This window comes from Methylobacterium sp. NFXW15, assembly GCF_049887755.1.
GTDB lineage: Bacteria > Pseudomonadota > Alphaproteobacteria > Rhizobiales > Beijerinckiaceae > Methylobacterium.
The window spans coordinates 859902-885702 of record NZ_JAGEKG010000001.1 but is presented as its reverse complement, the minus strand read 5'-3'; the positions used below and the strand labels follow the sequence as shown (position 1 = coordinate 885702).

The window sequence follows — 25801 nt, the reverse complement described above, 5'->3', positions numbered from 1 at the left end:
GGTCGTCGGGGGTGTCGAACACGTGGTGCAGCGCCACCGTCAGCTCGACCACGCCCAGCCCCGAGCCGAGATGGCCGCCGGTCACCGACACCGCGTCGATCATCTCCGCGCGCACGGCATCGGCCACAGTCTGCAGCTCGCCTTCCGGCACGCGCCGCAGATCCGACGGCTCGTTCACACGATCCAGCAACGCTGATTGCTCAGGGGTGATCGCCACGGTCACAACCTCATTTCCCACGGGACCAACCCGAGAAACCTTACGATACGTCGAGGGGCGCGACACCATCCGGCCGCCCATCGGCGGTCAGGGTGATTCGCTGAATACGCGCCTCGGCCTGCTTCAGCAGGGCCTCACAGCGCCGCTTCAGTGCCTCGCCCCGTTCGTAGATCGCCACCGATTCGTCGAGCGGCACGTCGCCGCGCTCGAGCTTGCGCACGATGTCCTCGAGGTGCTCGAGGGCCTTCTCGAACGGCAGGGCGTCGATCGACGGATCGGTATCGGGTTTCTCTGCAGTCATCCCTTCACTCGTTCTTTGTCCGGTTCTAAGGCGGCTTGCGAAGCGGGGACAACCCGCCACGCCCGAAGCCGGGGTCGTCATGCGCCGCTTTTGCCCGCCACGGGCGCGTTTGCGCCACACCCTTGGGTAGTACGGTTAGGCCAAGGCGAGCACGAAAGGGGTCCCTTCGAAGGCATCCGCCCCACGCCCGATCCGCGCGATGGCAGCGACCATCCGGCCCTCGCGCCCGAGCAGCCGATCCGCGATCTCCACGAACAGCCGGTTCGGGGTGGCCGAGGGTGAGGCGGCGCGCAAGGCCTGTGCGATCTCGTCCTCGTCGCGCTCGGGCGTCAGGGCGCAGGCGGCGATGTAGGCGGCGGCGGGCGAACGGCTGATGCCTGCGTAGCAATGGATGACCAGGGGCTTCTCCCGCGGCCAGGCCCGGATGACGTCGAGGAGCGCGGCCACGTGCTCATCGCCCGGCAGGACGTGGCCCGCCTGCGGTGCGGCGATATCGCTCACGCCGATCACGGTGTGGTTCGCGGCCGGAATGGAGGCGGGACGCTCCACCGGCATTCCGACCGTGACGAGAGTGAGGAGATGGGTCGCCCCCGTCGCGAGGACGGTGTCGGGCACGCGCGAGAGGGGACAGACGTGGAGGGTCGGCATCGCCCGCCCCTGCCGTGCGATCATGTCCGATCGAGGGCGGGAGCGGTGTCGGGGCGGTGCCCCGACGCATGCCCGATCAGGCGCTGAGGGCGAGGGCGTGCGGGTTGCCCGCGAGGCCCGCGCAGAGATCGTCGATCTCGGTGAGGTCCAGGGCCTCGCCGGTCTGCCCGGCGATGGTGTCGATCAGGTGATCCTGACGCGGATCGAAGGGGTGACCCTGCATCCGGTAGAACTGGTAGTATCGCAGCGCGGCGAGGACGGTGTCGCGTTCTCGGTCGGTTACGGTGAAGTTCTGCATGGGTCTTCGCTTCCCCTTGTGGCTTCAACGAACGCTCGGTTCGGACCGCGACGCCGCGAACCAAGCTTGGCCATTGTAGCGCGCGTGTCACAAGCTGGACAGTTCTTGACAGGTCGCGGGGAAGTGATTCGTTTTCATTAGGATTTTTGGCCGCCCGGTTTCGTCAGCGTCGCCGAGACTGCGCGAGACTTTAAGCCGCTGGCTTTTTTGCCTTGCATGACGGCCCGCCGGTTCCACCTCGATCCAGAACGAGGCGATTTGACCGGAGCCGATGGCCACCTTCTTCACCGCCGACACGCATTTCGGCGACCCGCATGTCCTGCGGCATGGCCGGGCGCATTTCGGCTCGGTGGCGGCCCATGACGAGGCGCTGATCGCCAACTGGAACGCGGTGGTGGAGCCCGACGACACGATTTGGCACCTGGGCGACTTCGCCGTCGATTCGAGCCGTCAGCGCTGCGCGGAGATTTTTTCCAAGTTGCACGGGGTGAAGCACCTCGTCCGCGGCAACCACGATTCGAACCGTGTCCTCGACCTGCCCTGGGCCGAGCCCCCCATGGAGAATGCCCGCCTGACCCTGGCGGATGGGACGGGCCGGGACCGGCGCCTGTTCCTCTCCCACTATGCCCATCGGGCCTGGCCAGGCCTCTGGCGGGAAACCCTTCACCTCTTCGGCCATAGCCACGGCTGGCTCCCCGACACCAGCCGCTCCTGCGATGTCGGCATCGACGCCTGCGAGGCGCGTCCGGTGAGGCTCGACGACATCCTCGCCCGGTTGGAGAGGGCCGCGCTGGTGCCGGAGGAACTGGCGCGGCACGGGGTGCGGTGAGGAGGTATCGCCCCGCTTCGACAAACAGATGACATCACGTGCGAAAGCAGTCGGAAAGCCTCTGGTCGCCATGGCTTTGCCCTCAATCAGGTGAATCATCAGAAATCTGTTTCGCCAAATCATTTTCAAAAAAAACGGGCGTTCCTGCTTGGCGACAATCGATCAACGATGCACTTTTTGCTTTGAAAGAACGCTAATCACTCAAAATTTGTGAGCGTGCAGGTCATAAACCGTGGCTTGTATTTAACTTGCATCAAACAATCTTCATTAGCTTACTTTCCAGCTTTGGCGCGGAAGTTTTAAAATGAAGATTCTCAACAACGCTAATATCATCACCAAAATAGCGCTTCCGCTGGTGATCGTCGCAGCTGTCTCGGGCGGATTGGTCTTCTACGCACGCTCGAACCTGCGAGAGATGGCCACTCAGACCCGCCAGCTGGTCGATGTGCAGATGAAGCGGCTGGAGAACATCCTGGCGGTTCGGCTCAACGTGAATGAGGCAGCCGTCCAGAGCCGCAACATGGCCATGGAGACGCGCGATGAAGAGATGGCGGGATACAAGGCCCGGTACGATGCCGCGCAGAGGGCAGCCATCGGCAGCGCCGACACGCTGATTGCCCTATCGGATTCGGAACAGCGCAGAGCCGCCAATCAGAATCTCCGGAATGTTCTGACGGACTTCTTCGCGATCAGCGATCGCGCCAACGTTCTGGGGCTGAGCAACAAGAACGAGGCGGCCGGAAAGGTCCTCCTGATCGAGGCGGCGCCCTTTCGTGCCAAGGTCCGCGATATCGTGCAGCCGCGCATCGATTTGCTGACGAAGGAACTCAAGGAGGCCAGCGACAGGGCCGATCAGGCTGCGGCCGACACCGGCACGCTGTTGATGGGTTCCGCCGTCATCGGATTGCTGACGGCCATGATCCTGGCGGCGTTGATCGCGATCTTCGGCATTACCCGGCCTTTGGGCAGCCTCGTGGTCGTCCTTCAACGGATGGCGAAGGGCGAGATCGAGGCCGAGATCGTCGAGGCCAAGCGCGGCGACGAGATCGGCGCGGTGGGCAAGGCGGTCGAGGGCATCAAGGCGATGGTCGCGCAGAAGGCGGCCGAGCAGGCCGAGATCAAGCGGATCGCCGATCAGGCGGCCGCCGTCGAGCGCAAGCGCACGATGACGGAACTGGCCGACAGCTTCGAACGCGTGGTGGGTGGTATCATCGGTTCGGTCTCCTCGTCGGCGACCGAGTTGCAGGCAACGGCACAGCAGATGACCTCGACCGCCAACGAGACGGCCTCGCAATCGACCTCCGTGGCGGCGGCCGCAGAGGAGGCGGCCTCGAACGTCAACACCGTGGCGGCGGCCGCCGAGGAACTCGGCGCATCGGTTCAGGAGATCGGGCGGCAGGTGCAGGGCTCGGCGGGCCTCGCGCAAGTGGCCGTCGGCGAGGCGGATCAAACCGCCATCCTGGTTCAGGCCCTACGGGAGACGTCATCCAAGATCGGTGACATGGTCGGCATGATCTCGAACATCGCCGGGCAGACGAACCTGCTGGCGCTCAACGCGACGATCGAGGCCGCCCGGGCCGGTGAGGCGGGTCGAGGCTTCGCGGTGGTGGCCACCGAGGTGAAGGAACTGGCCTCGCAGACGGCCAGGGCAACCGAGGAGATCGCAACCCAGATCGGTGAGATCCAGGGTGTGACGGAGCAGGCGGTCTCGGCCATCGGGGGCATCACCAACCGTATCCGCGAGATCAACGGCGTTGCGTCGAGCATCGCGGCGGCGGTCGAGCAACAGGGGGCAGCGACGGCGGAGATCGTGAGGAACGTCACTCAGGCCGCCAGCGGCACCAGCGAGGTGACCAGCAATATCGCTGGCGTGGCGCAGGCTTCGGAGGAGACCGGGGCGGCTGCGGGCCAAGTTCTCTCGGCCGCGTCCGAGTTGTCGCGTCAGTCGGAGCATCTGGGGGCCGAAGTCACTCGCTTCCTTGCGACCGTCCGCGCCGCCTGATCCGGGAAAAGGTGGCCGAATATGGCCACTGGCCGAGGCCTCGACAGTCCGGCGTGGCGCCTTTGTCCACGAAGCCGCCACGCTCCGAAAACTTGCCTTCCGGCCCCTCTTTGTGTATCGCCACGGCGCGCCCCCGAGACACCCTTGGAGGCAGGGGCGCGCCGGGAAGGCTCAAGCCGTCCGATTCGGGCGGCTTTTTTACGTTCCGGCTCCAGCTATCTGAAGGATCACGCCTATGAGCGCCATCAAGTCGCTTGAGGCCGTGGCACGCGACCGGGTCGGCAAGGGGGCCGCCCGGGCCGTTCGTCGCCAGGGCCAGATTCCCGCCGTCGTCTACGGCGCGGGCCAGCCGCCGGTTTCCATCGCCATCGACCTCATCCGCGCCCGCACCCTGATCTATGCCGGTGGCTTCAAGACCACCGTGTTCGAGATCGCGGTCGGCGGCCGCAAGCTGCGCGCCATCCCGCGCGACTTCCAGCTCGACCCGGTCACCGGCGTCCCGCTGCATGTCGACTTCCTGCGGGTCGTCTCGGGCCAGACCGTGACGGTCGCCGTGCCGGTGCACTTCATCAACGAGGACGAGGCCCCCGGCATCAAGCAGGGCGGCGGCACCCTCAACATCACCTCTCACACCCTCGAGCTCGACGTGGCTCCGGATCGGATCCCCGAGGCGATCGAGGTGGACCTGACGGGCCGCCAGATCGGCGACGTGATCCACGTCTCCGACGTGAAGATTCCGGCCGGCACCTACACCGGCGAGCCGACCGATCCGGTCGCCAACATCGTCCCGCCGACGGTGCTGGGCGCCGAGGTCGAGGCCGAGGAGGCCGCGATCGCCGAGGCGCAGTCCGCTGAGGCCGCCGAGGAGAAGGCCGAGGCTGAGGCCGAAGCCGCCGAGGAAGAGGCCGAGAAGAAGGCCGAGTCCGAGGACTGATCCTCCGGGTCTCCCTGAAACGAGAAAGCCCCGGCCTCCCGGCCGGGGCTTTTTTCATGCCCGCGCGGTCCCCTCAGGGGTAGAGCCGCGTCCCCCGCCAGCCTTCACCGTCGCGGACGAAGCGCACCCGGTCGTGCAGGCGGAAATCGCCGTTCTGCCAGAACTCGATCGTCGTCGGCAGGATGCGGAAGCCGGTCCAGTGCGGCGGACGTGGCACCGGCCCCTCTCCGACCCGCTCGGTCACGGCGGCGACCTCGTCCATCAGCGTCTGGCGATCCGCGACCGGCCGCGATTGCTGGCTGGCGATGGCACCGATCCGGCTCTCCCGGTGGCGGCTGGCGAAATAGGCATCGGCCTCCGCGTCCGTCACGCGCTCCACCGGGCCGCGCGCGCGGATCTGCCGCCGCAGACTCTTCCAGTACAGCACAAGCGCGGCCTGCGGGTTGGCCGCCAGCTCCTCGCCCTTCGTGGACTGGGTGTTGGTGTAGAAGACGAAGCCGCGCTCGTCGAAGGCCTTCAACAGCACCACCCGCACGTCGGGCAGGCCGTCGGCATCGGCGGTCGCCAGCGACATGGCGTTGGGATCGTCCGGCTCGGCCGCCTCGGCCTCCTTCATCCACGCCTTGAACAGCGTCACCGGATTCTCGGCACGCGTGAAATCTTCCGGAATCGAGGCATCCGGGCCACCGATCGTTAACTCGTTCAAGCGAACACTCCTGACCACCAAGTCCGGGGCCTGAGGGGGCAACGGCGCATCCGTCGAACGGACGACCGCCGTGGGTCAGGTGTGATGGTCTGATGGTCTCGCGTCACTGTAAAGAGTTCCGGATCCTCGTTCCGGTAGGAGCGGCCTTGTGCCTGTGTCTTGGCTTGGCCGGATGCAGCCAGCCCCTCCTCCTGTTCCGCGGCGCGCCCGAGCCGGAGGCTGCCGTGAAGGAGCCGACGACCACGGGCAGCATCGAGCAACCCAAGACGTTCGGGCCCGATCTCAACGGCGAGGATTGGCGGCGCGCGCATGCCGCGCTGACCGTCGCCCTGGATCCGCAGGGGAACGGCCGTCCGGTGAAATGGGACAACCCGGACACGGGCCTCTACGGGTCGGTGAACCCGACCGGACTGCCCTTCGTGTCCGACGACAGGATCTGCCGGAACTTCCTGGCCTCGGTGGTCGGCTCGGAGAAGAGCCGCTTCGTGCGCGGCACGGGCTGCAAGCCCTCGGGCGGGGAATGGTCCCTGCAGGCGATGCACAGGGCGCCCGCACCGGCGTCGTCCATGCCGAAAGCCGCCACACCCAAGCCGCCGGGCGGCAAGGGCAAGGAAGCCAAGGACGTCAGGGAGGACCCGGCCGAGTAGGCCGGGCCTGAAATCCTTAGTAGGGCTGGCCGTAATAGGGCCGCAGGCGCAGCCGCCGGGCAGGCTCGGGCTGCGGGCCGGGGGGCGCCGCGTAGCCTGCCGCCGCTTCCGGCGCATAGGTGCGCAGATACGGGTCGAGGGCCGGGTCGCGGTAATTGCCGTTGTTGACGCCTGCCGAGCGATCATTGCCGTTCAGGGCCGAGTACGGCGAGAGGCCGCTGCCGGAGCCCCCACCGCCACCACCACCGCCGCCGAAGGCCAGGGCCGCGCCGGGGAGCATTGCGAGCAGGACGCCGCCAAGGGCGAGGCCGATCCGAGTGCCAGTCATTCCGGGTCTCCGGGGTTTCGAACTTGACCATTCAACGGGACCGCCGGTGCGGCGGTTCCTGTTCAGGGCCTGCGGAACGAGGTCACGGGGCCGTAGCTGTTGGCCAGGATCCGCGCCCGCGCTTCTACCAGGGGTTCCACCGCCACCGCCATATGGTGGCCGTTGGCGTGGATGAGGCGATCACGATCGAGCATCAGCCCGACATGGCCGCGCCAGAAGACCAGATCCCCCCGCTCCAGGGCAGCGGGGTCGTCGGGCAAGGCGGTGCCGAGGGCGCGCTCCTGCATATCGGCGTCGCGTGGGCATTCCCGCCCGGCCACGTGCAGGCAGAGTTGCACCAGCCCGGAACAATCGAGCCCGAGGCTCGTACGGCCTCCCCACAGATAGGGCGTGCCGACGAGACGCTCGGCGGTGGCGGCATGGTCGGGGAGGATGAACCCCGCCTCACGGCAATGCGGAGCGAAGACGAAGCCCAGCGGTGTCGCGAGGTAGTCACCCTCCCGCCCGGTCGCGGGCAGACGAGCCCCGAGGCTCAGGTGCCCGAGCGGCGGGCGCTTTAGGTCCGGGGCGGGGTAGAGGAAGGTCCGCACGGCAGTGACCACATGGGTCGGTGCAGGATCCGCCGGGCCGAGGCTCTCGACCGGGAGATAGCCGACATAGCCGTCCCGCTGGAGTTGCACGAAGGCGTGATCCCCTTCTTCCGCGTAGAAGGTGACGGCGTCACCGAGCAGGGCCTCGGTCTCGGTGCCGGATTGGGGCGAGGGCGTCCGCCGTAGCGGGGCCGAGGGGACGCGAAGCCGTCGCTCCTGCCCCTCGACGAAGCGCGCGGCCTCGACGATCCCGCGCAGGCGGGAATCCGCAAGATGCGGCCGGGCGGGAGTGAGGCGCGGATCTTGCGACATCGCGGCACTGTCGAAAGGGCTCATGAGCGGAGGATAGGCGCGGGCGGGTTAACGCGAAACGCGGCTGTCTCCGTCTGCATTGACGGAAACGAGGGCCCTCGGGATATGACGCCGTCCCGATGCGGCGCGGTGTCGCATGGGGATGCCGGGGTCCGGCTCATCCGTCCAGCACCGGAAGGCGTCCTGATCCTTCGCCCGTCCGTCGATCATCTTCTTTTGATGCACTGCACAACCAGCTCTGAGCGCGCTATGCTGAGGGCTATGAAGACCGCGAGTCGCCCCGTGAAGAAGACACAGAAGAGCTACGCCGACCTTCCTCCGATCCGCGTGCGCCGCGAGCCGCCGACGATCGTGGAAGCGGTGGCCGCCGCCCAGGATCTGGCCGACGATGTCGAGCAGCAGGTGGAGATCGCCGCCGGGCTGATCGGCTTGCCGGCGGAGGAGGTCCGCCCGCACGTATTGGCCGCCCAGCGCGCCAAGCCGGAGCGGATGCCGGAACGGATCCTCAGCCATGCGAGCCCGAGCCGCGCCCCGCGCACGGTCATCGTGGAACGGCGCGCCCGCCCGACCGTGGTGGTCGAGCGCCGCAGCCGCCCGCTCACGCCGCACCGCTGAGACGGCTCAATCCCCCGTCGTCTGGCTCGTCCAGGTGGCGTGGCGGATGCCGGGCGCCTTTTGAAGTTCGGCGGTCACGGCGTCGAGTTCGTCCGGCTCGACGGCGCTCGCCGTCAGGGTGGCGATGACGTCCACCGCATCCTCGCCCCGTTCCTCGATCTCGATGGCGCTGACGGGGTATTTCGCGGCCTCCAGTCGCTCGATCAGCAGGTCCTGGGCCGGGCCGGTCTCACCGGGCACCGTCGTGACCTGCACCTCGTAGGTGGCCTCCGTATCGGATTCACGGATCGGCAGGCGGTCGATCAGCTTCACCAGCGGTCGCAGAGCCGTGTTGCAGGCCAGCACCGTCGCGGTGACGAACAGAGCCTCCAGCGGCATGTCGGATCCCGCGAAGGCGCCGACCGCCGCCGAGCACCAGAGCGTCGCGGCCGTGTTGAGGCCCCGCACGTTCATGCCCTCCTTCATGATCACGCCGGCCCCGAGAAAGCCGATGCCGGAGATCACGTAGGCGACCGTGCGGGTGCCGCCCTCGGGCCCCGTCAGCCGCATGCCGAGATCGACGAAGGCCGAGGCCCCCACCGCCACCAGCACCGCCGTGCGCAGGCCCGCCGTGCGCTGGCGATACTGCCGCTCGGCCCCGATCAGGGTGCCGAGGCAGAAAGCGATCAGCAGGCCCAGGGCGGATTTCGCCGGTTCGGGCAGATCGACATAGGAGAAGGAGGCGAGGATCATGGCGGCCGCTCATCCTCCGGCCCTGTGAAGAAAACGTGACACGATGACCCCGGCGGCGCGGAACACGCAGGATTGACGGCCTTCCGCCCGGCGGGCACACCGGCTGCGGCACTCGAGGATCCCGGCATCAAGCGGGACCCGGCCACGAGGAGACGTGCAGGATGCCGGATTCGGCCGACGTGTCGGGAACGAACCAGCAATGAGCGGTGCAGCCCTGGCCGACCGTTCCGCACCGGGCACCGACCCCAACGACCTGCATGGGCGTGTCCTGGCCCTCCGAGACGGGCTCGAGACCGGCCTCATCGGCGCCTCTGGTCTCGTGGAGCGGCTTCTCATCGGCCTCCTCACGGGCGGGCATCTGCTGATCGAAGGCGCGCCGGGCCTCGCCAAGACCCGCGCGGTGAAGCGCCTCGCGGAGGGGCTCGACGGGTCCTTCGCCCGCATCCAGTGCACCCCGGACCTGATGCCCGCCGACCTCACCGGCACCACCGTGTGGCGGCAGGACAGTGGCCATTTCGAATTCCTGCCCGGCCCCCTCTTCCACGGCCTCGTGCTGGTGGACGAGGTGAACCGCGCGCCGCCCAAGGTGCAGTCGGCGCTGCTCGAATCCATGGCCGAGGGGCAGGTGACCGTCTCCGGCGAGACCCACCGCCTGCCCGACCCGTTCATGGTCGTCGCCACACAGAACCCGATCGAGCACGCGGGCACCTTCCCCCTGCCCGAGGCGCAGCTCGACCGCTTCCTCCTGCATGTCGTGGTCGACATGCCCGATGCCGCCTCCGAGCGGGCGATCCTCGACCTCGTGGAAGGCGAGATCACCCACCGCATCGCGCCGATGCCGATCCGCCTCTCCATGGACGACGTGCGCGCGGCCCGCGAGGCGGCGCTCGCCACCTACGTCTCCCCGGCGCTGAAGGACTATCTCGTGCGTCTCGTGGCGGCGACCCGCACCGACGAGGCCGCCCCCGACCTGCGGGCTGCGATCGAGCATCCGGCCTCACCGCGCGGCACCCTCGCGCTGATGATGGCGGGCAAGGCGCGGGCGTGGCTGCGCGGGCGCGACCACGTGATCCCCGAGGACGTGACCGAACTCGCCCGCGACGCCCTTTCCCACCGCATCGGCCTGACCTGGCGGGCCTCTGCCGAGGGCAAGACCGCGCGCGGGCTGATCGAGGACCTCGTGCGGCGGGTGAAGGCCCTTTGAGGACATCGCCGCCGTGATCCACCTCTCCGGCGAGGCGCTGATGGGCTTGCGCCATCTCGCCCGGCGGGGTGCGGCCCCCGTCACCCGCACGCTCGCCGGCCTGCCGGGCGGCATCGTCACCAAGCGCCGGGGGCGCGGCTCCGAGCCGGAAGACGTGCGCCTCTGGGCGGAGGGCGACGACCGCCGCCATATCGACCGCAACGCCACCGCCCGCACCGGGCTGCTGCACGTGCGCACCCACCACGACGAGCGTGACCGGGCCGTGATCCTGCTCGCGGATTTCCGGCCCTCCATGCTGTTCGGCACCAAGCGGACCCTGCGCTCAATCGCGGCGGCCGAGGCCCTGGCTCTGCTCGGCTGGCGCATCGTCGCCGATGGCGGGCGGGTCGGACTCGCCGTCGCCTCGGCGGGGGAGCCCACGGTGCTGCGCCCGGCGGGCGGGGAGCGCGCCATGGCGTCCGTCACCGGCGCCCTCGCCGTTGCCCACGCGGAGGCGCTGGAGAGGGCAAGCGGTGAGGACGCCCCCCTCGAACCCCTGCTCGGCATCGCCGCGAGCCTGCTTCCCTCCGGCGGACACCTCGTGATCGCCAGCGCCCTCGACGCGCCGGGCCCGGACTTCGACCGCCTGCTGGGGCTCGTGGCCGAACGGGTCTCGGTGCGGCTGCTCTTGGTGAGCGACGCCTTCGAGCGGGCGCGGCGCCCGGGTTTCTTCCCCTTCGCCCTGTCCGACGGGCGGCGCGGCTCCCTGCGCGCCGACGGCACGGGCGAGCGGGTGCTCGATGCACGGCTCGCCGATTATGCCGCGCGAGGCATCGCGGGCCTGCGCCTCGACGTCGAGGCCGGACCGGAAAGCTACGCCCCGCTGATGGAGCGGCTCGATGCGGTGCTGTGATCGCGCGGGGGCTCCGCGATGACTCCCGCGGAGGCGCCCGCCACCCTCGACCAGCTTCGCGCCCTGCATCTGCCGGGCGGCGCCACCGGGCTCGTGCCGGGGGAGGTGCTGCTGGCGCTGATCCTCGGCTTCTCCGCCGCCCTCCTCCTCGGGCTGCTGCGCTTCCTGATCGGCCGGGCGCGGGCCAGCGTCCGCCGGGCGGCGCTGGCCGACCTCGCCGCAAGCCGCAGCCTCGACCCGCCGGAGCGGATCCTCGCCCAGGCGCGGCTGCTGCGCCGCCTCGTGCGCACGGTGAGCGGTGACGAGGCCGCGAGCGTGCAGGGCCGGGACTGGGCCGCCCGGCTCGACGGGCTGATGCGCACCGATTTCTTCACCGCAGGCGCCGGGCGCGTGCTGGTGGACGGGCTCTATCGCCGCGACGTGCCCGACCCCGCCCGGCTCGATGCCGAGCTGACCCAGCTGATCGGAAGGCTAAAGGCATGACCGGCGCCCTGCCCGGCTGGCTCGCCGCCTTCGTCTCGGGCTTCGACCTCGCCGCCCCATGGTGGCTGGTCGCCCTGCTCCTTCCGCTCCTGGCCGCGCGCCTCTTGCCCCGCGAGCAGGTGGAGGGCGGCGCCCTGCGCGTGCCCGGCACCGTCGCCACCAGCACGGGGACCGGCACCGACACGGCGGGACGGGGCCGCCGCCGGGCTGCCCTGGTCTGGGGGCTGTGGCTCTGCCTGATCGCCGCTCTGGCCGGCCCGCGGGTGGTGCTGCCGTCCGCCGCCCTGCCCGCTTCGGGCCGGGAGATCATGATGGCCATGGACCTGTCCGGCTCCATGGAGCGGCGGGACTTTTCGCTCGATGGCGAGACCGTCAGCCGCCTCGCGGCGGTCAAGCGCGTGGGCGCCGACTTCATCCGCCGCCGGGCGGGGGACCGGATCGGCCTCGTGCTCTTCGCCGACCAAGCCTACGTCGCCGCCGGGCTCACCTTCGACACGGCCTCCGTCGCCCGCGCCCTGGACGAGGCGACGATCGGCATTTCGGGCCGCTCGACCGGCATCGGCGACGGGCTCGGCCTCGCGCTCCGCCGTCTTGACCCGCGCGATGCGCACATTCCGGAGGGGCGCCCCGCCGCGACCAAGGCCGTGGTGCTGCTCTCGGACGGCGCCAACAATGCGGGCCAGACCGCTCCGAAGGACGTGGCCGACCTCGCCCGCGAGATCGGTGTGCGCGTCTACACGATCGCGCTGGGGCCCCGCGACCTCGCCGATGCCAACGGCGAGCAGGACGTGGTCGACAGCGAAACCTTGAAGACCATGGCCGAGACGAGCGGTGGACGTTTCTTCCGGGTGAAGACCACGGACGATCTCGTCGCCGTCGCGCAGGCCATCGATTCGCTGGAGGGCGGGCGCACGCCGCCGCCGCCTCTTCCCCTGCGCAAGGACTTGTGGGTCTGGCCGGGCACCCTGGCGCTCGCCTTCGCCATCGGTCTCCTGGCCGCGAGGAAGTCCCCATGACGCTCGCCGGCCTCACGCTCCTGCGGCCCTGGTGGCTCGCCGCGCTCCCCGTCGTGGTGGCCCTGGCGCTCTATGCCGTGCGCCGGGCGGCGCCGCTCGGGGATTGGGGCCGGGAGATCGATCCCGCGCTGATGGCCTATCTCTCGCGCACCGGGTCGGTGCTCGGCGGCAAGCGCGGCGCCAACCTCGCGGCGGGGCTCTGTGCGGCGGGACTCGTGCTGGGTCTCGCGGGCCCGGCCATCGAGCGTCGGGATACTGGTACCTTCCGCAACCTCGACGAGACGATCCTCGTGGTCGATCTCTCCCGCTCGGTGGCCGAGGGCGGCAACCTGCAGGGCGTGCGCGAGGCCGCTGCCGCCGTCGCGGAGGCCGCCGGGACGCGCCCGGTCGCCCTCGTGATCTATGCGGGCGACGCCTATCTCGCCGTCTCGCCCACCACGGACCGGGACAGCCTTGGCACGACCCTCTTCGCCCTCGACGCCGACACGGTGCCCGACCGGGGCAGCCATCCCGAGCGCGGCCTCGCCCTGGCAAGCCGCGCCCTGGCCGAGGCGCAGGTCATCGCCGGACACATCGTGTTGATCAGCGACGGTGACGGCATCGGCGAGGCGGCCATGCGCGAGGCCGGGGCGATCCGTGCCCGGGGTTGGCGGCTCGACACCCTCTACGTGCCCGCCACCAAGCCCCTGCCGCCGAGCGTTCCCCAGGCCGGACCGGACCCACTGCGGCGCCTCGCGGAGGCCGGGGGCGGTACCAGCGCGGACATCGCCGTCGCGACACCCGTCCTCGACGCGGTTGCGGCGCCGACGGCCCAGCATCTCGCGGCGGGCGGTTACGGCGTGATCGCCTTCGCCGATCTCGGGCGTTGGCTCCTGGCGCTCGCCGCCCTGCCCGCCCTTCTCCTGTTCCGCCGGAGCGCCTGATGGCGTCCACCCTCGCCCCACCCCGAACCCTCAGCCTGCCGCCTGCGTGGCGTCGGACGGCGCGGATCGCCGGGCTCGTCCTCGTCGCCCTCGGCATCCTGGCGCTCGCGGCCCTGTCGCAGCCCCGCACCGGTCTGGGGCGGCTCCTGATGAGCCTGCGCCTCCCGAGCCTCGCCGTGCCCGTCTTCGATGATCCGGCATGGCGTGGGGCCGCGCTCTATGAGGCGGGCCGCCCGCAGGACGCCGCCGCCCTGTTCCGCAACGGCGGACGCCGGGCGAGCTACAACCTCGGCAACGCGCTCGCCCGCGCGGGCGATCTTCCGGGCGCCCTCGAAGCCTACGACGAGGCCTTGCGCTACAACCCCCGCGATGCGGATGCCCAGGCCAACCGTTCCCTCATCGCGCGCATGATGGAAGAGGCGATCGATCGCGGCCCTGGCGGCGGCATCGCCAACGGCACCGCCCAGTACGGCGCCCGTTACAACAAGACCGCCAACAACGATCCGAATAACGACATCAACGCCTCCTCGAGCGGCGAGGGTCTGGCAGGTAACCGCGAGGCGAACAGCAGCGCCTCGTTGCCGGGCAACAGCGCCGTGGCCCGGCGCGGCAACTCCGAACAGGCCGCCATCGATTCCAAGGGTGGCAAGGCCCGCGGTTCGGTGGGCGACGCCGCTGGCAAGGGCCGTTCCGGGACCGGCCCGGCCATGAGGGCCGAGGCGCCCGAGCGTGAGGCCCGCCGGGTGACGAAGAGCTTCGAGGCCCACGAGATCCGCCCCGACCGGCTGTGGCTCCAGACCCTGCCCGACGATCCCGGCCGCTACCTCAAACTGCGCCTCAAGGCCGAACAGACCCGCCGCGTCGAGGCCGGCACCGCCATGCCCGCCGGGAGCAATCCATGGTGATGTTTCGGAACTGGGACGGAGGCGGGTGGCACAAGTGGAAGGCGTGCCTTCTGGCCCTCTCGGTCCTGGCAGCCGCGTTCCTGCCCTCCGCCGCCCGCGCGGAGATCGAGCCCGGCGACCTGACCCTCACGGTCACGCCCGAATTGAACGGCGGCGCGGAGCCCTATACCCGCGAGATGGTGCTGTTGAAGATCCACGGGGTCTACAAGCAGCCGATCCTGCTCGAGGAGGTCATCCAGCCCTCCCTCGCGAACTTCACCTGGACGCAGCTCGGCCGCGACCATTGGAGCAAGACGCGCTTGGCGGATGGGCAGACCGCCATCGCCTTCGACCGGACGGTGGCGGTGTTCCCGCACCATTCCGGCGACTTCACCCTCGAACCCTTCATCCACCGCCTCACGATCAACGATGTCGGCGAGCGCAAGGTGGTCGATGTCCGCTCGGCGCCCATCCCGTTCAAGGTCGCGCCCTGGACGGCCGAGACCGGCGGCCCCGACGCCAAGGATCCCTGGTGGCTTCCGGCGAAGGACGTGAGCGTCACGGATTCGTGGAGCCGCGATCCGGAAACCGTGAAGATCCACGAGACCGTGCGCCGGACGGTGGTCCTCGAAGCGCAGGGCATGCTGGCGGAGGGCCTGCCGCCCCGGCCCGTCATGCGCACCCGCGGCATCATCACCTTCGCGGGGCCTGTCACCCGCGAGACCATCATCACGCCGAGCGGACCCGTCGCCCGCGCCACCTACGTCTGGGATGTGAAGCCCGGCGTACCGGAGGTGATCCCCCTCGACGCCATCGTGATCCCCTGGTTCGACACGGTCTCGCGCACGATGCGCGAGGCGGAAATCCCGGCGCGTCAGATCGGCGGCGGCCTGCCCGATCGCGAGACCAACGCCGCCGGAGCGGCGTCCGGTCCTCTGCTCGCCGTCGCGTCCGGTGTGCTGGCCTTCGGCCTCGGGCTCGTCCTCCTGGGCTTCCGCCGCGAGCGCGGCACCTTGAGGCTGCCCCGGGCCATCGCCCGCGATCTCACCCGCGCCGCCCGTGCCCGCGATGCCGCCACCTTCCGCGCCGCGGTCGCGGCGGGAGAGCGGGCCGTGCCCGAACTCGCCCGGCGCTGGCGAGAACGGCCCGAGACCCGCAACGCCCTGAACGCCCTCGACCGGACGGTCTACGGACCGGCTTCCGGGGAGTCACCGGACCTCATCGCCCTGGCCCGCGCCCTCACCCGGAGCGAAGGCCGTGCCGCCTCGTCCACCGCCCTCGTGCTGAAGCCGCTGGACGGACCTGCATGATGTTGCCTGATTTTCAGGCAGGCTAAGGTTTTAAGCAGGAGCACAAGTCCTGTGCAAGCATCAATGTTTTGCACTATCTTGCGTCAACTGCATTCGCTCCGTACACCTCGAATCAACGGACGAAACAGTCCGGGTTTTCGACGTTTCCCGGAGAGAAAGACCATGGCACACCTCAACGAGGTCAAGGACCGCTTCCGCACGCGCCTCGCCGCCGCCGATGCCCGCAGCAACGGCTTCCGCCAGAAGCTGCTCGAGGATGGCACACGCGCCCTTCAGCCGGTGATCGAGGTCCTTCGCCTCATGTCCGAGGTCCTGAACGAGGAAGACAACGTTCACGGCGCCATTTCCGGGATCGATCCGGTGATCGACACCGACAACTTCGTCACGCTCTGCGCCAAGCTGCGTGGGCTGGAGACCGAGCAGAAGATCAAGATCAAGTACGGCCCCGAGCTCGGTGGCACGAACTATATTTCAGTTTCTGGTCTTCATGCCCGTTACAACGAGCGCCTCGTGCCGGGCTCCAGCGCCAGCGCGCATATCGGCCGGGTGATCGGCAGCGACATCCATCTCGATGAGCATCGCGGCAACGACCTCGCCACTGTCGTCCGCGACGTGATCGAGGATTTCTACGTGGCGCAGATCGAGCAGCGCAGCCAGTTCGCCATCGCGGCCTGATCGACCCTTCAATCCTGCAAAAGGGGAAGGCCACGCGCCTTCCCCTTTTGGCATTTCTGTCCTACCCTTGCCGTCGATGGGGATGGAGCTCCCCGACAACCGCCTTGCCCGGCGAACGGCCAAGGCTGATGGCTCCTACCGCAAGGGCGGTTTCCGCCCGCGGTGGGGGCATGCCCGCATCGCGGCCGGGCCGCCCGTCCAACCGAGACGGGACAGGCATGATCAACACCCTTATCGTTTTCCTCGGCGCTGGGATCGGCGGCGGCTTCCGCCATGGAATCAACGTCGCCGTGTCGCGGCTGCTGCCGGGACTCGGCTTTCCGCTGTCGACCCTCATCATCAACGTGCTCGGCTCGTTCCTGATGGGCGTCTTGGCCGAAGGTTTCGCCCTGCGCGGCGCGGCGGGCCACCCGGCCCGGCTGTTCCTGACGACCGGCGTGCTCGGCGGCTTCACCACCTTCTCGACCTTCTCGCTGGACGCGATCAGCCTCTACGAGCGCGGTGAGACCATGGCCGCCGCCGGCTACGTCGCCGCCTCGGTGGCCACCGGCCTCCTGGGCCTGATCGCCGGCATGACGCTCGTCCGCACGGTCCTGAGCTGAGCGTCAGGAACAGGATCCCGAAGGACCTGATCCTCCGGTGGGGTGCAGGGGCCAAGCCCTTGGGACACCCCCGCCTATTCCGCGATGAACTTCATGCGGTGGTCGCGGTGCAGGTCGAGGATGGCGGCGGCCGTCTCCTCGATCGAGCGGCGCGTGACGTCGATCGTCGGCCAGCGGTTGCGCAGGAACAGGCGGCGGGACGAGGTGATCTCGTCCGACACCGCGTCCCGATCGACATACATCGAGCTCTCGTCGGCGTTGAGGCTCGACAGGCGGTTCTGCCGGATCTGGATGATCCGCTCCGGCGAGGCGAACAGCCCGACGACCAGGGGCTTGCGCGCGGCCTCGATCCCCGGCGGCACCGGCATGCCCGGCACGAGCGGCAGGTTCGTGGTCTTCAGGCCCCGGTTGGCGAGGTAGATCGAGGTCGGCGTCTTCGACGTGCGGCTGACCCCGAGCAGGATGACGTCCGCCTCCTCCAGATCCTCCGGCAGGTTGCCGTCGTCATGGGCGAGGGTGAAGTTCATCGCGTCGATGCGCTTGAAGTACTCGGCGTTCAGCATGTGCTGGGCGCCGGGCCGGGCCGCCTTCTGCGTGCCGAGATAGGATTGCAGCAGGTCGTGCACCGGCTGCAGCACGGAGAGGCAGGGTGAGCCGGATTCCCGAGCCGCCATCTCGAGCCGTTGGCCAAGATCGCCGCCCACCAGCGTGTAGAGCACGAGACCCGGCGCCGCGCGGATTTCCGAGATCACCCGCTCCAGCTGCGAGGCGGAGCGCACCAGCGGATAGACGTGCTCGATCGCCGAGACGCCTTCGTACTGCGCCGCCGCCGCCCGGCCGACATTGATCAGCGTCTCGCCGGTAGAATCGGACACGAGATGGAGGTGGAAGTAGCTGCGGCCCATGCGCGGCGTCTCCGGCCGGTTCCGGTTATCCACGGCGACTGCCGGGGGAGTCGATGAGTGTGGATAGGCAGGCCTGTCCGGCGGGTCCAGAGCGGAAACGCGTCCAGCTATCGACTCCTGCATACACAGGCCGTCAATTCGGGACGGATTCGGCGCCCCATTCGGGAAAAGCCGGACACATGGGGGCCGACTCGACCTCCCACCCAGCGCAAAGCCTTGAGCAGGAACCCTCTTCCATCATCTTCGCGCAAATCCTTTAAACGTCCGTTAACGGCGCGGATCCGGGGATCGGGTGTGGATACGGTTGCGCTCCCGTGATCCAGCCTCCAAGAGAAAAAACAGAGTCTAAGATTCTCTCTTTTCTTTATGAGAGATCCCCTGGGGATCCGTTGCGACCGGGCCGGTTGGCGGAAAGCGGGTGCGGAGCGCATGACGGTTCAATCTGACAGGGCGATGCTGCGGGTGCTCTCGGGCGAAGCGGTCTGGCCACCTCCCGCCTGGATGATGCGTCAGGCCGGACGCTATCTGCCGGAATACCGCGCCACCCGTGCCACGGCCGGCTCCTTCCTCGACCTCTGCTACACGCCCGACTTCGCGGTGGAGGTGACGCTTCAGCCGATCCGCCGCTTCGGCTTCGATGCGGCCATCCTGTTCTCGGACATCCTCGTCGTGCCCCATGCGCTCGGCCAGGACGTGCGCTTCGTGGAAGGCGAAGGTCCGCGCCTCGACGCGATGGGCGACCGCGCTGCCTTCGAGCGCCTGCGCGAGGCGGGCGATCCTGCGATCCTGTCGCATCTCGCCCCCGTCTTCGAGACGGTGACGCGCCTGCGCGCCGAACTTCCGAACGAGACCACCCTGCTCGGCTTCTGCGGGGCACCGTGGACGGTGGCGAGCTACATGATCGGCGGGCGCGGTACGCCCGACCTCGCGCCCTCCCGCGCCCTCGCCGCCGCCGATCCGGCCCTCGTCGAGGCGCTGATCGACCGGCTCGTCACCGTGCAGACCGCCTATCTCATCCGTCAGTTCGAAGCGGGTGCCGATGCGGTGCAGATCTTCGAATCCCATGCGGGCGTGCTGCCGGAGGATCCCGAGGGCGGCGATCCGCTGGCGCGCTGGTCGCTGCGGCCGATCGCTCGCATGATCGAGGGCATCCGCGCGAAGGTGCCGGGCGCGAAGATCATCGTCTTCGCCCGCGGTTCCGGCCTCGACGGCCATGCCCGCGTCGTGCCCGAAACCGGTGCCGACGCGGTGGGCGTGGATTGGGCGATAGACCTTGCCGCTTTGCGGGGCCGGATTCCGCCCGCCACCGTCACGCAGGGCAACCTGCACCCCGAGACCCTGATCGAGGGCGGCGCGGCCCTGGACGCGGCCGTGGACGCGATCCGCGCGGCGGCAGAGGGCAGACCCCACGTGTTCAACCTCGGCCACGGCATCACACCGCAGACGCCGATCGCCCATGTCGAGCGCATGCTCGCCCGGTTGCGGGGCTAGGGGCGTGCTCTACGACTGGATCAAGGCCGGGCACATCGTGAGCCTCATCGCCTGGATGGCGGCGATGCTCTACCTGCCCCGGCTGTTCGTCTATCACGCCAGCCTGCCGCCGGGCTCGGGCGCGCAGTCCGAGACCTTCAAGGTCATGGAGCGGCGCCTGCTCAAGGCGATTATGACACCTGCCATGATCGCGACCTGGCTGTTCGGGCTGATCCTCGTCTGGATGAGCGGCTACTACGCCGCCCACTGGATGCAGGCGAAGTTCGCCCTGGTGGTGGCGATGTCCGGCATCCACGGCTGGCTCGCCAGGATGGTGAAGGACTTCGCGGCCGACCGGAACACGCGCGGACACAAATTCTACCGCGTGCTCAACGAGGTGCCGACGCTCATCATGATCGTCGTCGTCATCCTCGTGACGGTGAAGCCGGGGTTCTGAGAGGGAGCTTCCGGCAGGCTCGGCCGTTATGAGCCCATGCTGCGCACGACCTCCGCCCTTGCCCTCCTCTTCGTCGTCCTCGGCGGTTCCGCCGAGGCGGCGAGCTTCCCCTGCGACAAGGCCGAAGCTCCCGACGAAAAGGCGATCTGTACCCACCTCCCGATCAACGACCGGGACGTCGAGATGGCGACCCGGTTCGAAATCCTGAAGGCCGTGCTGCCGATGGGCGGTCAGTCCAAGCTCCGCGAGGACCAGGAAACCTGGCTCACCGAGCGCCGCACCTGCGGCGCCGACGTCGAGTGCCTGCGCACCACCTACGACGCCCGCCTCAAGGTGCTGCGCGCCGTCCTCTCGGAATTCGCCAAGCAGGGACCGCAATAAATCCGGGATCCCAAAGGACCGAGTCCTTTGGTGGGGTCCAGGGGCAAGGCTCCTGGGCGTTCTCCCGCAGGGCGCCGCCCGCCGGAGATCCCTCAGGTCGACTTCGAGGCGATGTCTGTCCGCGTGAAATCATCGCCCTTGAACAACAGGGTCGCCCCATAGTGCCGGGCGCAGGCATAGGCGAAGCAATCGCCGAAGTTCAACGAGGCGGGGTGGCGCCCCTTGCCGTAGCGCTCGAAGGCGTCGATCGCGCCATCGCCGACCTCGGGCGGGACCGGCACAACCTCGATGCCTGCGAGGGACAGGTAATCCCGGATCGCATCACGAGCCTCCCTCAGCGGGAGCCCGAGGCGCCGGGCCACGGCGATCGTCGCCTCCCAAACCGCCAGTGGTGAGGTGATGCGTCGCTTCGCCCACTTCAACCGGCCGACAAGATCCCGGGCGTCGTTCTCGTCCGTCAGGATCGCGGTCAACGCGGAGGCATCCACGAACATCATTCGTGCTCGTACAGGCTGTCGATGAACGCCTTGTCGACCGGTTGACCAATGCCCGCCTTGGCCCGGAGACGGCGGGTGAAGGCCAGAGACTGCTCCACGAGATCGGCCTGACCCTTCGTCCGCGCAATCTCGTTCCGAAGCGCCTGACGGACGGCTTCGGTCTTGGTCGAGCCCTTGAGCGCCATCAGCTCATCCGCCAATGCGTCGACCTGCGGATCCTTCACGTAGAGCGGCATCGAAACGCCTCGCTGGAATATCCCTCATGACAGTAAGGGATATTCCAACCTTGGTCCATCGTCAGAGACGCGACAGAAGCCGCTCCGCCAGTGGGTTCTCCGCCGAGAAGGCGTAGTCGATCTTGCGGACGCTGACTGCCCGCGCGCCGGCCCGCACCAAGGCTTCGGCGAGGTCGAACACCGCCGCCTCTGGGCAGCGGAGGACGATTTCTCCCTCCGGTCCCGCCGGGGCGCCGTAGGGCAATTCGGCTTCGTGCAGGCCTGCGAGCGTCGCGAGGTCGATCGTGCCCGAATCCGGCATTCCGGCGCGGACCTCGCGGGTGGTACGGGCGCGTTCCTCGGCGCTGATCCGCCCGAGCACCGCGCGGAGGGCTCCGCGCTGCGCTTCGCCCCACTTCGCCTTCAGCGAGGCGACGAGGTTGGCCTCCGAGCGCAGGATGATCCCGTCGTCGAGGATCTTGAGGGCGTTGGCCGCGAGCGTCGCGCCCGTGGTGGTGATGTCCACGATGATCTCGGCCGAGCCCGCCGCCGGGGCCCCTTCGGTGGCGCCGAGGCTTTCCACGATGCGGTAATCCGCGACGCCGGTCTCCGCGAAGAAGCGGCGGGTGAGATTCACGTATTTCGTCGCCACCCGCAGGCGGCGGCCGTGGCGGGTGCGCATGGTGGCCGCGACCTCGTCGAGATCGGCCATCACCCGCACGTCGATCCAGGCCTGGGGCACGGCGACCACCACCGTGGCGTTGCCGAAGCCGAGCGGCGTCAGCAACTCGACCTGTCCGCGCACGTCGGGCAGGGTCTCACGGATCAGATCCTCACCGGTCACGCCGAGATGGGCGGCGCCGGAGGCGAGCTGGCTCGCGATTTCGGAGGCCGAGAGGTAGCGGACCTCGACGCCCGGCACGCCGATGAGCTTGCCGCGATAGTCCCGCGCGCCCGTGCCCTGCGCGAGCCTGAGGCCGGCGCGGGCGAAGAAGGCGTTGGCGTTTTCCTGCAGGCGCCCCTTGGAGGGCACCGCCAGCACGAGGGCGTCGCTCATCGGCCGGCTCCCATCGCGCGCTCGATCCAGAAGGTGCAGCCCACGGCCGGGAGTGGCGCGGCGCTGCCGAGATGGGCGAGCAGGCCGTCATAGCGCCCGCCGCCGACCAGAACCGGCCCGTCTCCCTCGGAGACCTCGAAGATGAAGCCGGTATAGTAATCGAGGTTGCGGGCGAACCCGCCCTGGAAGCGGAAGCTGTCGAGGGGCAGGCCTCGGGCGGCGATGAAGCCGCTGCGCTCCTCGAACAGGTCCAGGGCCGCCTCCACCGCGTCGTGGCGTAGGCCCGCATCGGCCACCAGCGCCCGCAGATCCTTGGCCGCGGCATCGGGATCGCCCGAGACCAAGCGGTAGCGGTCGAGGATCGCCCGATTCTCGGCGTTGAGCCCGGCGCCCCCGTTGGCCTGGGCGGCCGCCTTGCCGAGGAAGCGCTCGGCGATCTCGCCCGCGCTCCGGCCGCCCACAGCCGAGATCCCGGCAATGGCGAGCACGTCTTCCACGAAGGCGCGCACGCCCTTCGGATCCTGTCCCTGGATGGCGGCGAGCAGACCGGCATGGCGGTCCTCGCCCGGAGTGCCCTCGGCTCCGTTGGTCACGGCATCCAGGGAGCGCCCGGCCGCGAGCGCCCTCAGGGTTCGTCGCTTGGCGGCAGGCGGGACGGCGAGCCCGTCGAGCAGGGCGACCGTCATGCCCATGTCGCCCAGACGCACGGAGGGGTTGGTCCTCCCGAGCAAGGTCAGGCCTTCGAGGGCGAGCCCCAGCACCTCGGCATCGGCGGCGGGCGTATCGGTGCGGCCGATCGATTCGATCCCGGCCTGGAAGAACTCGGCGGGCTCCCCGGCGGTCAGCCGGAAGACCGGCCCGCAATAGCTGTAATCGGCCTTGTGCCCATCGGCCCGCTGCTGGTGCAGGCGGCAGACGGGAATGGTGAATTCCGGCCGCAGGCACAGTTCGGCACCGCCCGCATCCTGCGTGACGAAGATCCGCCGCCGGATGTCCTCGCCGGACAGTTCCAGAAAGGGCTCGATCGGCTGAAGCACGGGCGGCGTCACCGGCGCATAGCCGGCGGAGGCCAGATGGGCGATGAGCCGCGCCTGCTTTGGCTCAGCCGTTTCCGTGTCGGGCTCCGGTCGCGTCATGGTCATCCTCTTGCGGGCGCTCTGTAGCAATCACCGCCCGGCTTGGCGACACGCCTCGCGCAGGGGAGACGCGCGCGGTGGCGGGCGGGAGTGCGCAGAGGGATGCTCGCGCGCATCCCTCTGCAGGTGGTGCATGAATCCTGTGGCCTGGATTTCCCGCGCCCGTCCGCCTAGACGTTGCAGTGCACCGACGGGACATCCGCCCATCGGAACCCCCGCGCGACAGTGAGGCTCCGACAGTGGCCCTCTCCCCTAACGACCGTCGGCGCATCATGCTGCTCACGGGTGCGAGCCGTGGCATCGGCCACGCTACCGTGAAGCGGTTCTCCGCCGCAGGCTGGCGCGTGATCACCTGCTCCCGCCATCCCTTCCCCGAGAATTGCCCGTGGGAGATGGGGCCGGAGGATCACCTCCAGGTCGATCTGTCCGATGCCGCCGACACCGTGCGCGCGGTGGAGGACGTGCGCGGGCGGCTCGCCGCCGAGGGGGGCGTGCTCCACGCCCTCGTCAACAATGCGGGTATCTCGCCCAAGGGACCGCAGGGCGAGCGCCTCGGCACCCTGGCAACCGAGTTTCCCGATTGGCAGCGGGTGTTTCAGGTGAACTTCTTCGCACCGATCCTGCTGGCGCGGGGTCTGCGGGCGGAACTGGCCCAGGCCAAGGGCTCCGTCGTGAACGTCACCTCGATCGCGGGCTCGCGGGTCCATCCCTTCGCCGGGGCGGCTTACGGTACGTCCAAGGCGGCGCTCGCCGGACTGACTCGCGAGATGGCGGCCGATTTCGGCCCGATCGGTGTGCGGGTGAACGCCATCTCGCCGGGCGAGATCGATACGTCCATCCTCTCGCCGGGGACGGAGAAGCTGGTGGAGCAGATTCCCCAGCGGCGTCTCGGCACCCCGGACGAGGTCGCCAAGGCGATCTACTTCCTGTGCACCGAAGCCTCGTCCTACGTGAACGGGGCCGAACTGCACATCAACGGCGGACAGCATGTCTGACGCGCCGATGCGCGCCCTCGACCACGTCCGTCCCCGCACCGCTCGTGCGGGCCTTCTCGGCCTCGCCCTCTTGCTTGTGGCCACTCCCGTGGCTGCCGAGCCGACGGTGCGTCTCCTCGAACTGCCGTTCAAGGTCCGTGAGATGCGCGGGCCCAGGACCGAGGTCGCGACCGCCGTGGCGACGTCCGGGCTGCTGCCGATCCTGCGCGCGGGCAAGGATCCCGTCCCCGTCGTCCTCGTCTGGGGCGAGGAGGGCGGCGCAGTTCTGATCCTTGAGAACGGCACCGTCGCGGTGAAGCCCGTGGGCCGCGAGGCGGTGGAGGATCTCGTCGCGTCCGAGACGCCGCGTGGTGCGCTGCCCGGCCTTCGCCGCGCCCTCGATGGGCCGCTCAGCGCCTTCCTCTCAGGCCGCACCCGCAGCGCGGACGGCGTTCCCGCCGCGACGACCCTGACCTTTCGCGAACGCCAGCCCATGGCCGTGAGCACCGATCCGAAGCCGGTTCCGATCGCCACCGCCACCCTCTCCGCTGGAGAGGGAGCTTTGTTCGCCGCGAACCCGCCGCGGATCGTCTCCCTCGCCGGGCGACCGGCCGTGCTCGCCGCGACCCTCACCGGTTCCGACGCGGGCGGTCTCGTCCTGGCGACCCGGACCTCGTCCGATCCCGCCGCCTGGACCGTGAGTGCCCGCACGACATCCGGTCCGCGCCCGGCCATCGCGGCCGTGGGCGATTTCACCGGCAAAGGCACGGGCGCCGCAACGGTGGATTCCACCGGGCGGCTGACCCTCTGGACTCTCGCCCCCGACCGGATCGAGCCCGGCGCCCAGGCCGCAGGCTACACGATCGGCGAAGGCGAGGCCGATCTCGCCGAGACGCTGCCGCGTGAGGGTGGAGCCGACCTCGCGCTCCCCGTGGCCGGGACCCCGGCGCTCGCCATTGTCTCGACCCGGGACGGTTTGCGCGAACACGCCCGCGTGACTCTGCCCGCGCCAGCCGGCACGGGCGTCGCCGCCCTGGGCGAGCGCTTGATCGTCGGCCTGAGCGACGGGCGCGTGGCGGCCATCACCCTCGACGGAGGAAAGCCGTGAGCGAGGGCGACTCCCGCACCTTTCCCGCACGCCCCTTCGTGGGGGCCTCCATCGCGGTGATCCGCGAGTCCCGTGTCCTGCTCGCTGCCCGCGCCAACGAGCCGATGCGCGGGGTCTGGACCCTGCCGGGTGGCCTCGTGGAAGCGGGCGAGGCCCTGGCCGAAGCGGCCTTGCGCGAATTGGAGGAGGAGGTCGGCCTGACCGCCGAAGTGGTTGGCGTGCTGTCGCCCACCGAGATCATCGTGCGCGACGAGGAAGGCCGGGCTCGGCACCACTACGTCGTGCATCCCCATGCCGCCCTGTGGCGGGGCGGCGAGCCCGTGGCGGGGCCCGAGGCGCTCGGCGTGCGCTGGGCAAGCCTCGATGAGATCGCGGATCTCCAGACGACGCCGGGCCTGATCGGGACCCTGCAAGAGGCGTTCGAGCGGGTCGCCGAGCGGGAGGCAAAGTGAC

Annotated in this window: 32 protein-coding genes, 1 pseudogene and 1 riboswitch; of the genes and pseudogenes, 20 read left to right on the top strand and 13 right to left on the bottom strand. The window is 69.4% G+C overall.

Features of this window, described 5'->3' with window-relative positions:
* From J4O73_RS04285 to J4O73_RS04270, 4 genes are all read right to left on the bottom strand, one after another.
* A partial coding sequence (locus J4O73_RS04285) for a 1-deoxy-D-xylulose-5-phosphate synthase N-terminal domain-containing protein (protein WP_426214941.1) occupies positions 1–217 on the bottom strand: 217 nt, incomplete at its 3' end.
* A gap of 40 nt (positions 218–257) precedes the next feature.
* Positions 258–518, bottom strand: a complete 261-nt coding sequence (locus J4O73_RS04280; RefSeq protein WP_378967967.1) for an exodeoxyribonuclease VII small subunit — start codon at positions 516–518, stop codon at positions 258–260.
* Between the two features lie 135 nt (positions 519–653).
* Positions 654–1166 (bottom strand): tyrosine phosphatase family protein, encoded by a 513-nt coding sequence (locus J4O73_RS04275; RefSeq protein WP_426214939.1) that lies wholly within the window; start codon positions 1164–1166, stop codon positions 654–656.
* A 76-nt stretch (positions 1167–1242) separates the two neighbouring features.
* On the bottom strand, positions 1243–1464 hold the full coding sequence (locus J4O73_RS04270; protein ID WP_378967969.1) for a hypothetical protein: 222 nt from the start codon (positions 1462–1464) through the stop codon (positions 1243–1245).
* Between the two features lie 271 nt (positions 1465–1735).
* Here J4O73_RS04270 and J4O73_RS04265 point away from each other — a divergent pair, with 271 nt between their 5' ends.
* The 3 genes from J4O73_RS04265 (at position 1736) to J4O73_RS04255 (ending at position 5229) form a co-directional block, all read left to right on the top strand.
* Entirely contained in the window at positions 1736–2293 is a 558-nt protein-coding gene (locus J4O73_RS04265; protein WP_426214832.1) for a metallophosphoesterase, read from the top strand.
* A 304-nt stretch (positions 2294–2597) separates the two neighbouring features.
* Positions 2598–4295, top strand: coding sequence for a methyl-accepting chemotaxis protein (locus J4O73_RS04260; RefSeq protein WP_426214830.1), 1698 nt, complete (start codon positions 2598–2600; stop codon positions 4293–4295).
* Between the two features lie 235 nt (positions 4296–4530).
* Positions 4531–5229 (top strand): 50S ribosomal protein L25/general stress protein Ctc, encoded by a 699-nt coding sequence (locus J4O73_RS04255; protein ID WP_426214828.1) that lies wholly within the window; start codon positions 4531–4533, stop codon positions 5227–5229.
* A gap of 73 nt (positions 5230–5302) precedes the next feature.
* On the opposite strand, the gene pdxH is transcribed toward J4O73_RS04255, so the two are convergent.
* A complete protein-coding gene (gene pdxH, locus J4O73_RS04250; protein ID WP_426214826.1) occupies positions 5303–5935 on the bottom strand; it encodes a pyridoxamine 5'-phosphate oxidase in 633 nt (210 codons plus the stop codon).
* A 92-nt stretch (positions 5936–6027) separates the two neighbouring features.
* On the opposite strand from pdxH, the pseudogene J4O73_RS04245 reads away from it, so the two are divergent.
* Positions 6028–6501 (top strand): annotated as a pseudogene (locus J4O73_RS04245) (RT0821/Lpp0805 family surface protein); the annotation flags it as partial.
* A 97-nt stretch (positions 6502–6598) separates the two neighbouring features.
* On the opposite strand, the gene J4O73_RS04240 reads toward J4O73_RS04245, so the two are convergent.
* The gene (locus J4O73_RS04240) at positions 6599–6862 is read right to left on the bottom strand and encodes a hypothetical protein (RefSeq protein ID WP_378975303.1); all 264 of its coding nucleotides are present in this window, start codon (positions 6860–6862) and stop codon (positions 6599–6601) included.
* A 110-nt stretch (positions 6863–6972) separates the two neighbouring features.
* Positions 6973–7812 (bottom strand): NlpC/P60 family protein, encoded by an 840-nt coding sequence (locus tag J4O73_RS04235; protein ID WP_426214824.1) that lies wholly within the window; start codon positions 7810–7812, stop codon positions 6973–6975.
* 282 nt (positions 7813–8094) lie between these two features.
* Between J4O73_RS04235 and J4O73_RS04230 the strand changes: the two genes are divergently transcribed.
* The gene (locus J4O73_RS04230) at positions 8095–8427 is read left to right on the top strand and encodes a hypothetical protein (RefSeq protein ID WP_426214822.1); all 333 of its coding nucleotides are present in this window, start codon (positions 8095–8097) and stop codon (positions 8425–8427) included.
* Positions 8428–8433: 6 nt separating this feature from the next.
* On the opposite strand, the gene J4O73_RS04225 is transcribed toward J4O73_RS04230, so the two are convergent.
* Positions 8434–9159 (bottom strand): MgtC/SapB family protein, encoded by a 726-nt coding sequence (locus tag J4O73_RS04225; protein WP_426214820.1) that lies wholly within the window; start codon positions 9157–9159, stop codon positions 8434–8436.
* Between the two features lie 199 nt (positions 9160–9358).
* Here J4O73_RS04225 and J4O73_RS04220 point away from each other — a divergent pair, with 199 nt between their 5' ends.
* The 9 genes from J4O73_RS04220 to crcB all read left to right on the top strand — a co-directional run bounded on the left by J4O73_RS04220 (position 9359) and on the right by crcB (position 17148).
* Positions 9359–10363 (top strand): AAA family ATPase, encoded by a 1005-nt coding sequence (locus J4O73_RS04220; RefSeq protein WP_426214818.1) that lies wholly within the window; start codon positions 9359–9361, stop codon positions 10361–10363.
* Between the two features lie 40 nt (positions 10364–10403).
* Entirely contained in the window at positions 10404–11255 is an 852-nt protein-coding gene (locus J4O73_RS04215; protein ID WP_426214936.1) for a DUF58 domain-containing protein, read from the top strand.
* An 18-nt stretch (positions 11256–11273) separates the two neighbouring features.
* Positions 11274–11738, top strand: coding sequence for a DUF4381 domain-containing protein (locus J4O73_RS04210; RefSeq protein ID WP_426214816.1), 465 nt, complete (start codon positions 11274–11276; stop codon positions 11736–11738).
* Positions 11735–12754: a VWA domain-containing protein gene (locus tag J4O73_RS04205; protein ID WP_426214815.1), complete on the top strand. Its 1020-nt coding sequence runs from the start codon at positions 11735–11737 to the stop codon at positions 12752–12754. Before J4O73_RS04210 ends, J4O73_RS04205 begins: the two co-directional genes overlap by 4 nt.
* Positions 12751–13677, top strand: a complete 927-nt coding sequence (locus J4O73_RS04200; protein ID WP_426214813.1) for a VWA domain-containing protein — start codon at positions 12751–12753, stop codon at positions 13675–13677. The genes J4O73_RS04205 and J4O73_RS04200 overlap by 4 nt, the downstream gene beginning before the upstream one ends.
* Positions 13677–14582, top strand: coding sequence for a tetratricopeptide repeat protein (locus tag J4O73_RS04195; RefSeq protein ID WP_426214811.1), 906 nt, complete (start codon positions 13677–13679; stop codon positions 14580–14582). Before J4O73_RS04200 ends, J4O73_RS04195 begins: the two co-directional genes overlap by 1 nt.
* On the top strand, positions 14576–15871 hold the full coding sequence (locus tag J4O73_RS04190; RefSeq protein ID WP_426214809.1) for a hypothetical protein: 1296 nt from the start codon (positions 14576–14578) through the stop codon (positions 15869–15871). The genes J4O73_RS04195 and J4O73_RS04190 overlap by 7 nt, the downstream gene beginning before the upstream one ends.
* Before the next feature lie 162 nt (positions 15872–16033).
* Positions 16034–16546 (top strand): hypothetical protein, encoded by a 513-nt coding sequence (locus J4O73_RS04185; RefSeq protein ID WP_426214807.1) that lies wholly within the window; start codon positions 16034–16036, stop codon positions 16544–16546.
* Between the two features lie 69 nt (positions 16547–16615).
* A riboswitch (Fluoride riboswitch) is annotated at positions 16616–16691 on the top strand.
* A 73-nt stretch (positions 16692–16764) separates the two neighbouring features.
* Positions 16765–17148, top strand: a complete 384-nt coding sequence (gene crcB, locus J4O73_RS04180; RefSeq protein ID WP_426214805.1) for a fluoride efflux transporter CrcB — start codon at positions 16765–16767, stop codon at positions 17146–17148.
* Between the two features lie 74 nt (positions 17149–17222).
* On the opposite strand, the gene J4O73_RS04175 is transcribed toward crcB, so the two are convergent.
* Positions 17223–18053: a pyruvate, water dikinase regulatory protein gene (locus J4O73_RS04175; protein WP_426214934.1), complete on the bottom strand. Its 831-nt coding sequence runs from the start codon at positions 18051–18053 to the stop codon at positions 17223–17225.
* A 429-nt stretch (positions 18054–18482) separates the two neighbouring features.
* On the opposite strand from J4O73_RS04175, the gene hemE reads away from it, so the two are divergent.
* The 3 genes from hemE to J4O73_RS04160 are packed head-to-tail and all read left to right on the top strand — an operon-like array spanning position 18483 to position 20361.
* A complete protein-coding gene (gene hemE / locus J4O73_RS04170) occupies positions 18483–19544 on the top strand; it encodes a uroporphyrinogen decarboxylase (protein ID WP_426214804.1) in 1062 nt (353 codons plus the stop codon).
* A gap of 4 nt (positions 19545–19548) precedes the next feature.
* Complete coding sequence (hemJ, locus tag J4O73_RS04165; protein WP_426214802.1) at positions 19549–19980, top strand: protoporphyrinogen oxidase HemJ; 432 nt, start codon at positions 19549–19551, stop codon at positions 19978–19980.
* A gap of 36 nt (positions 19981–20016) precedes the next feature.
* Positions 20017–20361 carry a lysozyme inhibitor LprI family protein gene (locus J4O73_RS04160; RefSeq protein ID WP_426214800.1) on the top strand — a complete coding sequence of 115 codons (345 nt, stop codon included), beginning with the start codon at positions 20017–20019 and terminating at the stop codon, positions 20359–20361.
* Positions 20362–20453: 92 nt separating this feature from the next.
* Here J4O73_RS04160 and J4O73_RS04155 read toward each other — a convergent pair whose 3' ends face one another.
* The 4 genes from J4O73_RS04155 to J4O73_RS04140 all read right to left on the bottom strand — a co-directional run bounded on the left by J4O73_RS04155 (position 20454) and on the right by J4O73_RS04140 (position 23266).
* A complete protein-coding gene (locus J4O73_RS04155; protein ID WP_426214932.1) occupies positions 20454–20855 on the bottom strand; it encodes a type II toxin-antitoxin system VapC family toxin in 402 nt (133 codons plus the stop codon).
* Complete coding sequence (locus J4O73_RS04150) at positions 20855–21094, bottom strand: type II toxin-antitoxin system VapB family antitoxin (RefSeq protein WP_426214798.1); 240 nt, start codon at positions 21092–21094, stop codon at positions 20855–20857. Before J4O73_RS04150 ends, J4O73_RS04155 begins: the two co-directional genes overlap by 1 nt.
* Positions 21095–21155: 61 nt before the next feature.
* Positions 21156–22130 carry an ATP phosphoribosyltransferase gene (gene hisG, locus J4O73_RS04145; RefSeq protein WP_426214796.1) on the bottom strand — a complete coding sequence of 325 codons (975 nt, stop codon included), beginning with the start codon at positions 22128–22130 and terminating at the stop codon, positions 21156–21158.
* Entirely contained in the window at positions 22127–23266 is a 1140-nt protein-coding gene (locus J4O73_RS04140; protein WP_426214794.1) for an ATP phosphoribosyltransferase regulatory subunit, read from the bottom strand. Before J4O73_RS04140 ends, hisG begins: the two co-directional genes overlap by 4 nt.
* 272 nt (positions 23267–23538) lie before the next feature.
* Here J4O73_RS04140 and J4O73_RS04135 point away from each other — a divergent pair, with 272 nt between their 5' ends.
* The 3 genes from J4O73_RS04135 to J4O73_RS04125 are packed head-to-tail and all read left to right on the top strand — an operon-like array spanning position 23539 to position 25800.
* Positions 23539–24261, top strand: a complete 723-nt coding sequence (locus J4O73_RS04135; protein ID WP_426214930.1) for an SDR family NAD(P)-dependent oxidoreductase — start codon at positions 23539–23541, stop codon at positions 24259–24261.
* Complete coding sequence (locus tag J4O73_RS04130) at positions 24254–25348, top strand: hypothetical protein (RefSeq protein ID WP_426214792.1); 1095 nt, start codon at positions 24254–24256, stop codon at positions 25346–25348. Before J4O73_RS04135 ends, J4O73_RS04130 begins: the two co-directional genes overlap by 8 nt.
* A complete protein-coding gene (locus J4O73_RS04125; RefSeq protein ID WP_426214790.1) occupies positions 25345–25800 on the top strand; it encodes an NUDIX hydrolase in 456 nt (151 codons plus the stop codon). Before J4O73_RS04130 ends, J4O73_RS04125 begins: the two co-directional genes overlap by 4 nt.
* The last annotated feature ends 1 nt before the right edge of the window (position 25801 follow it).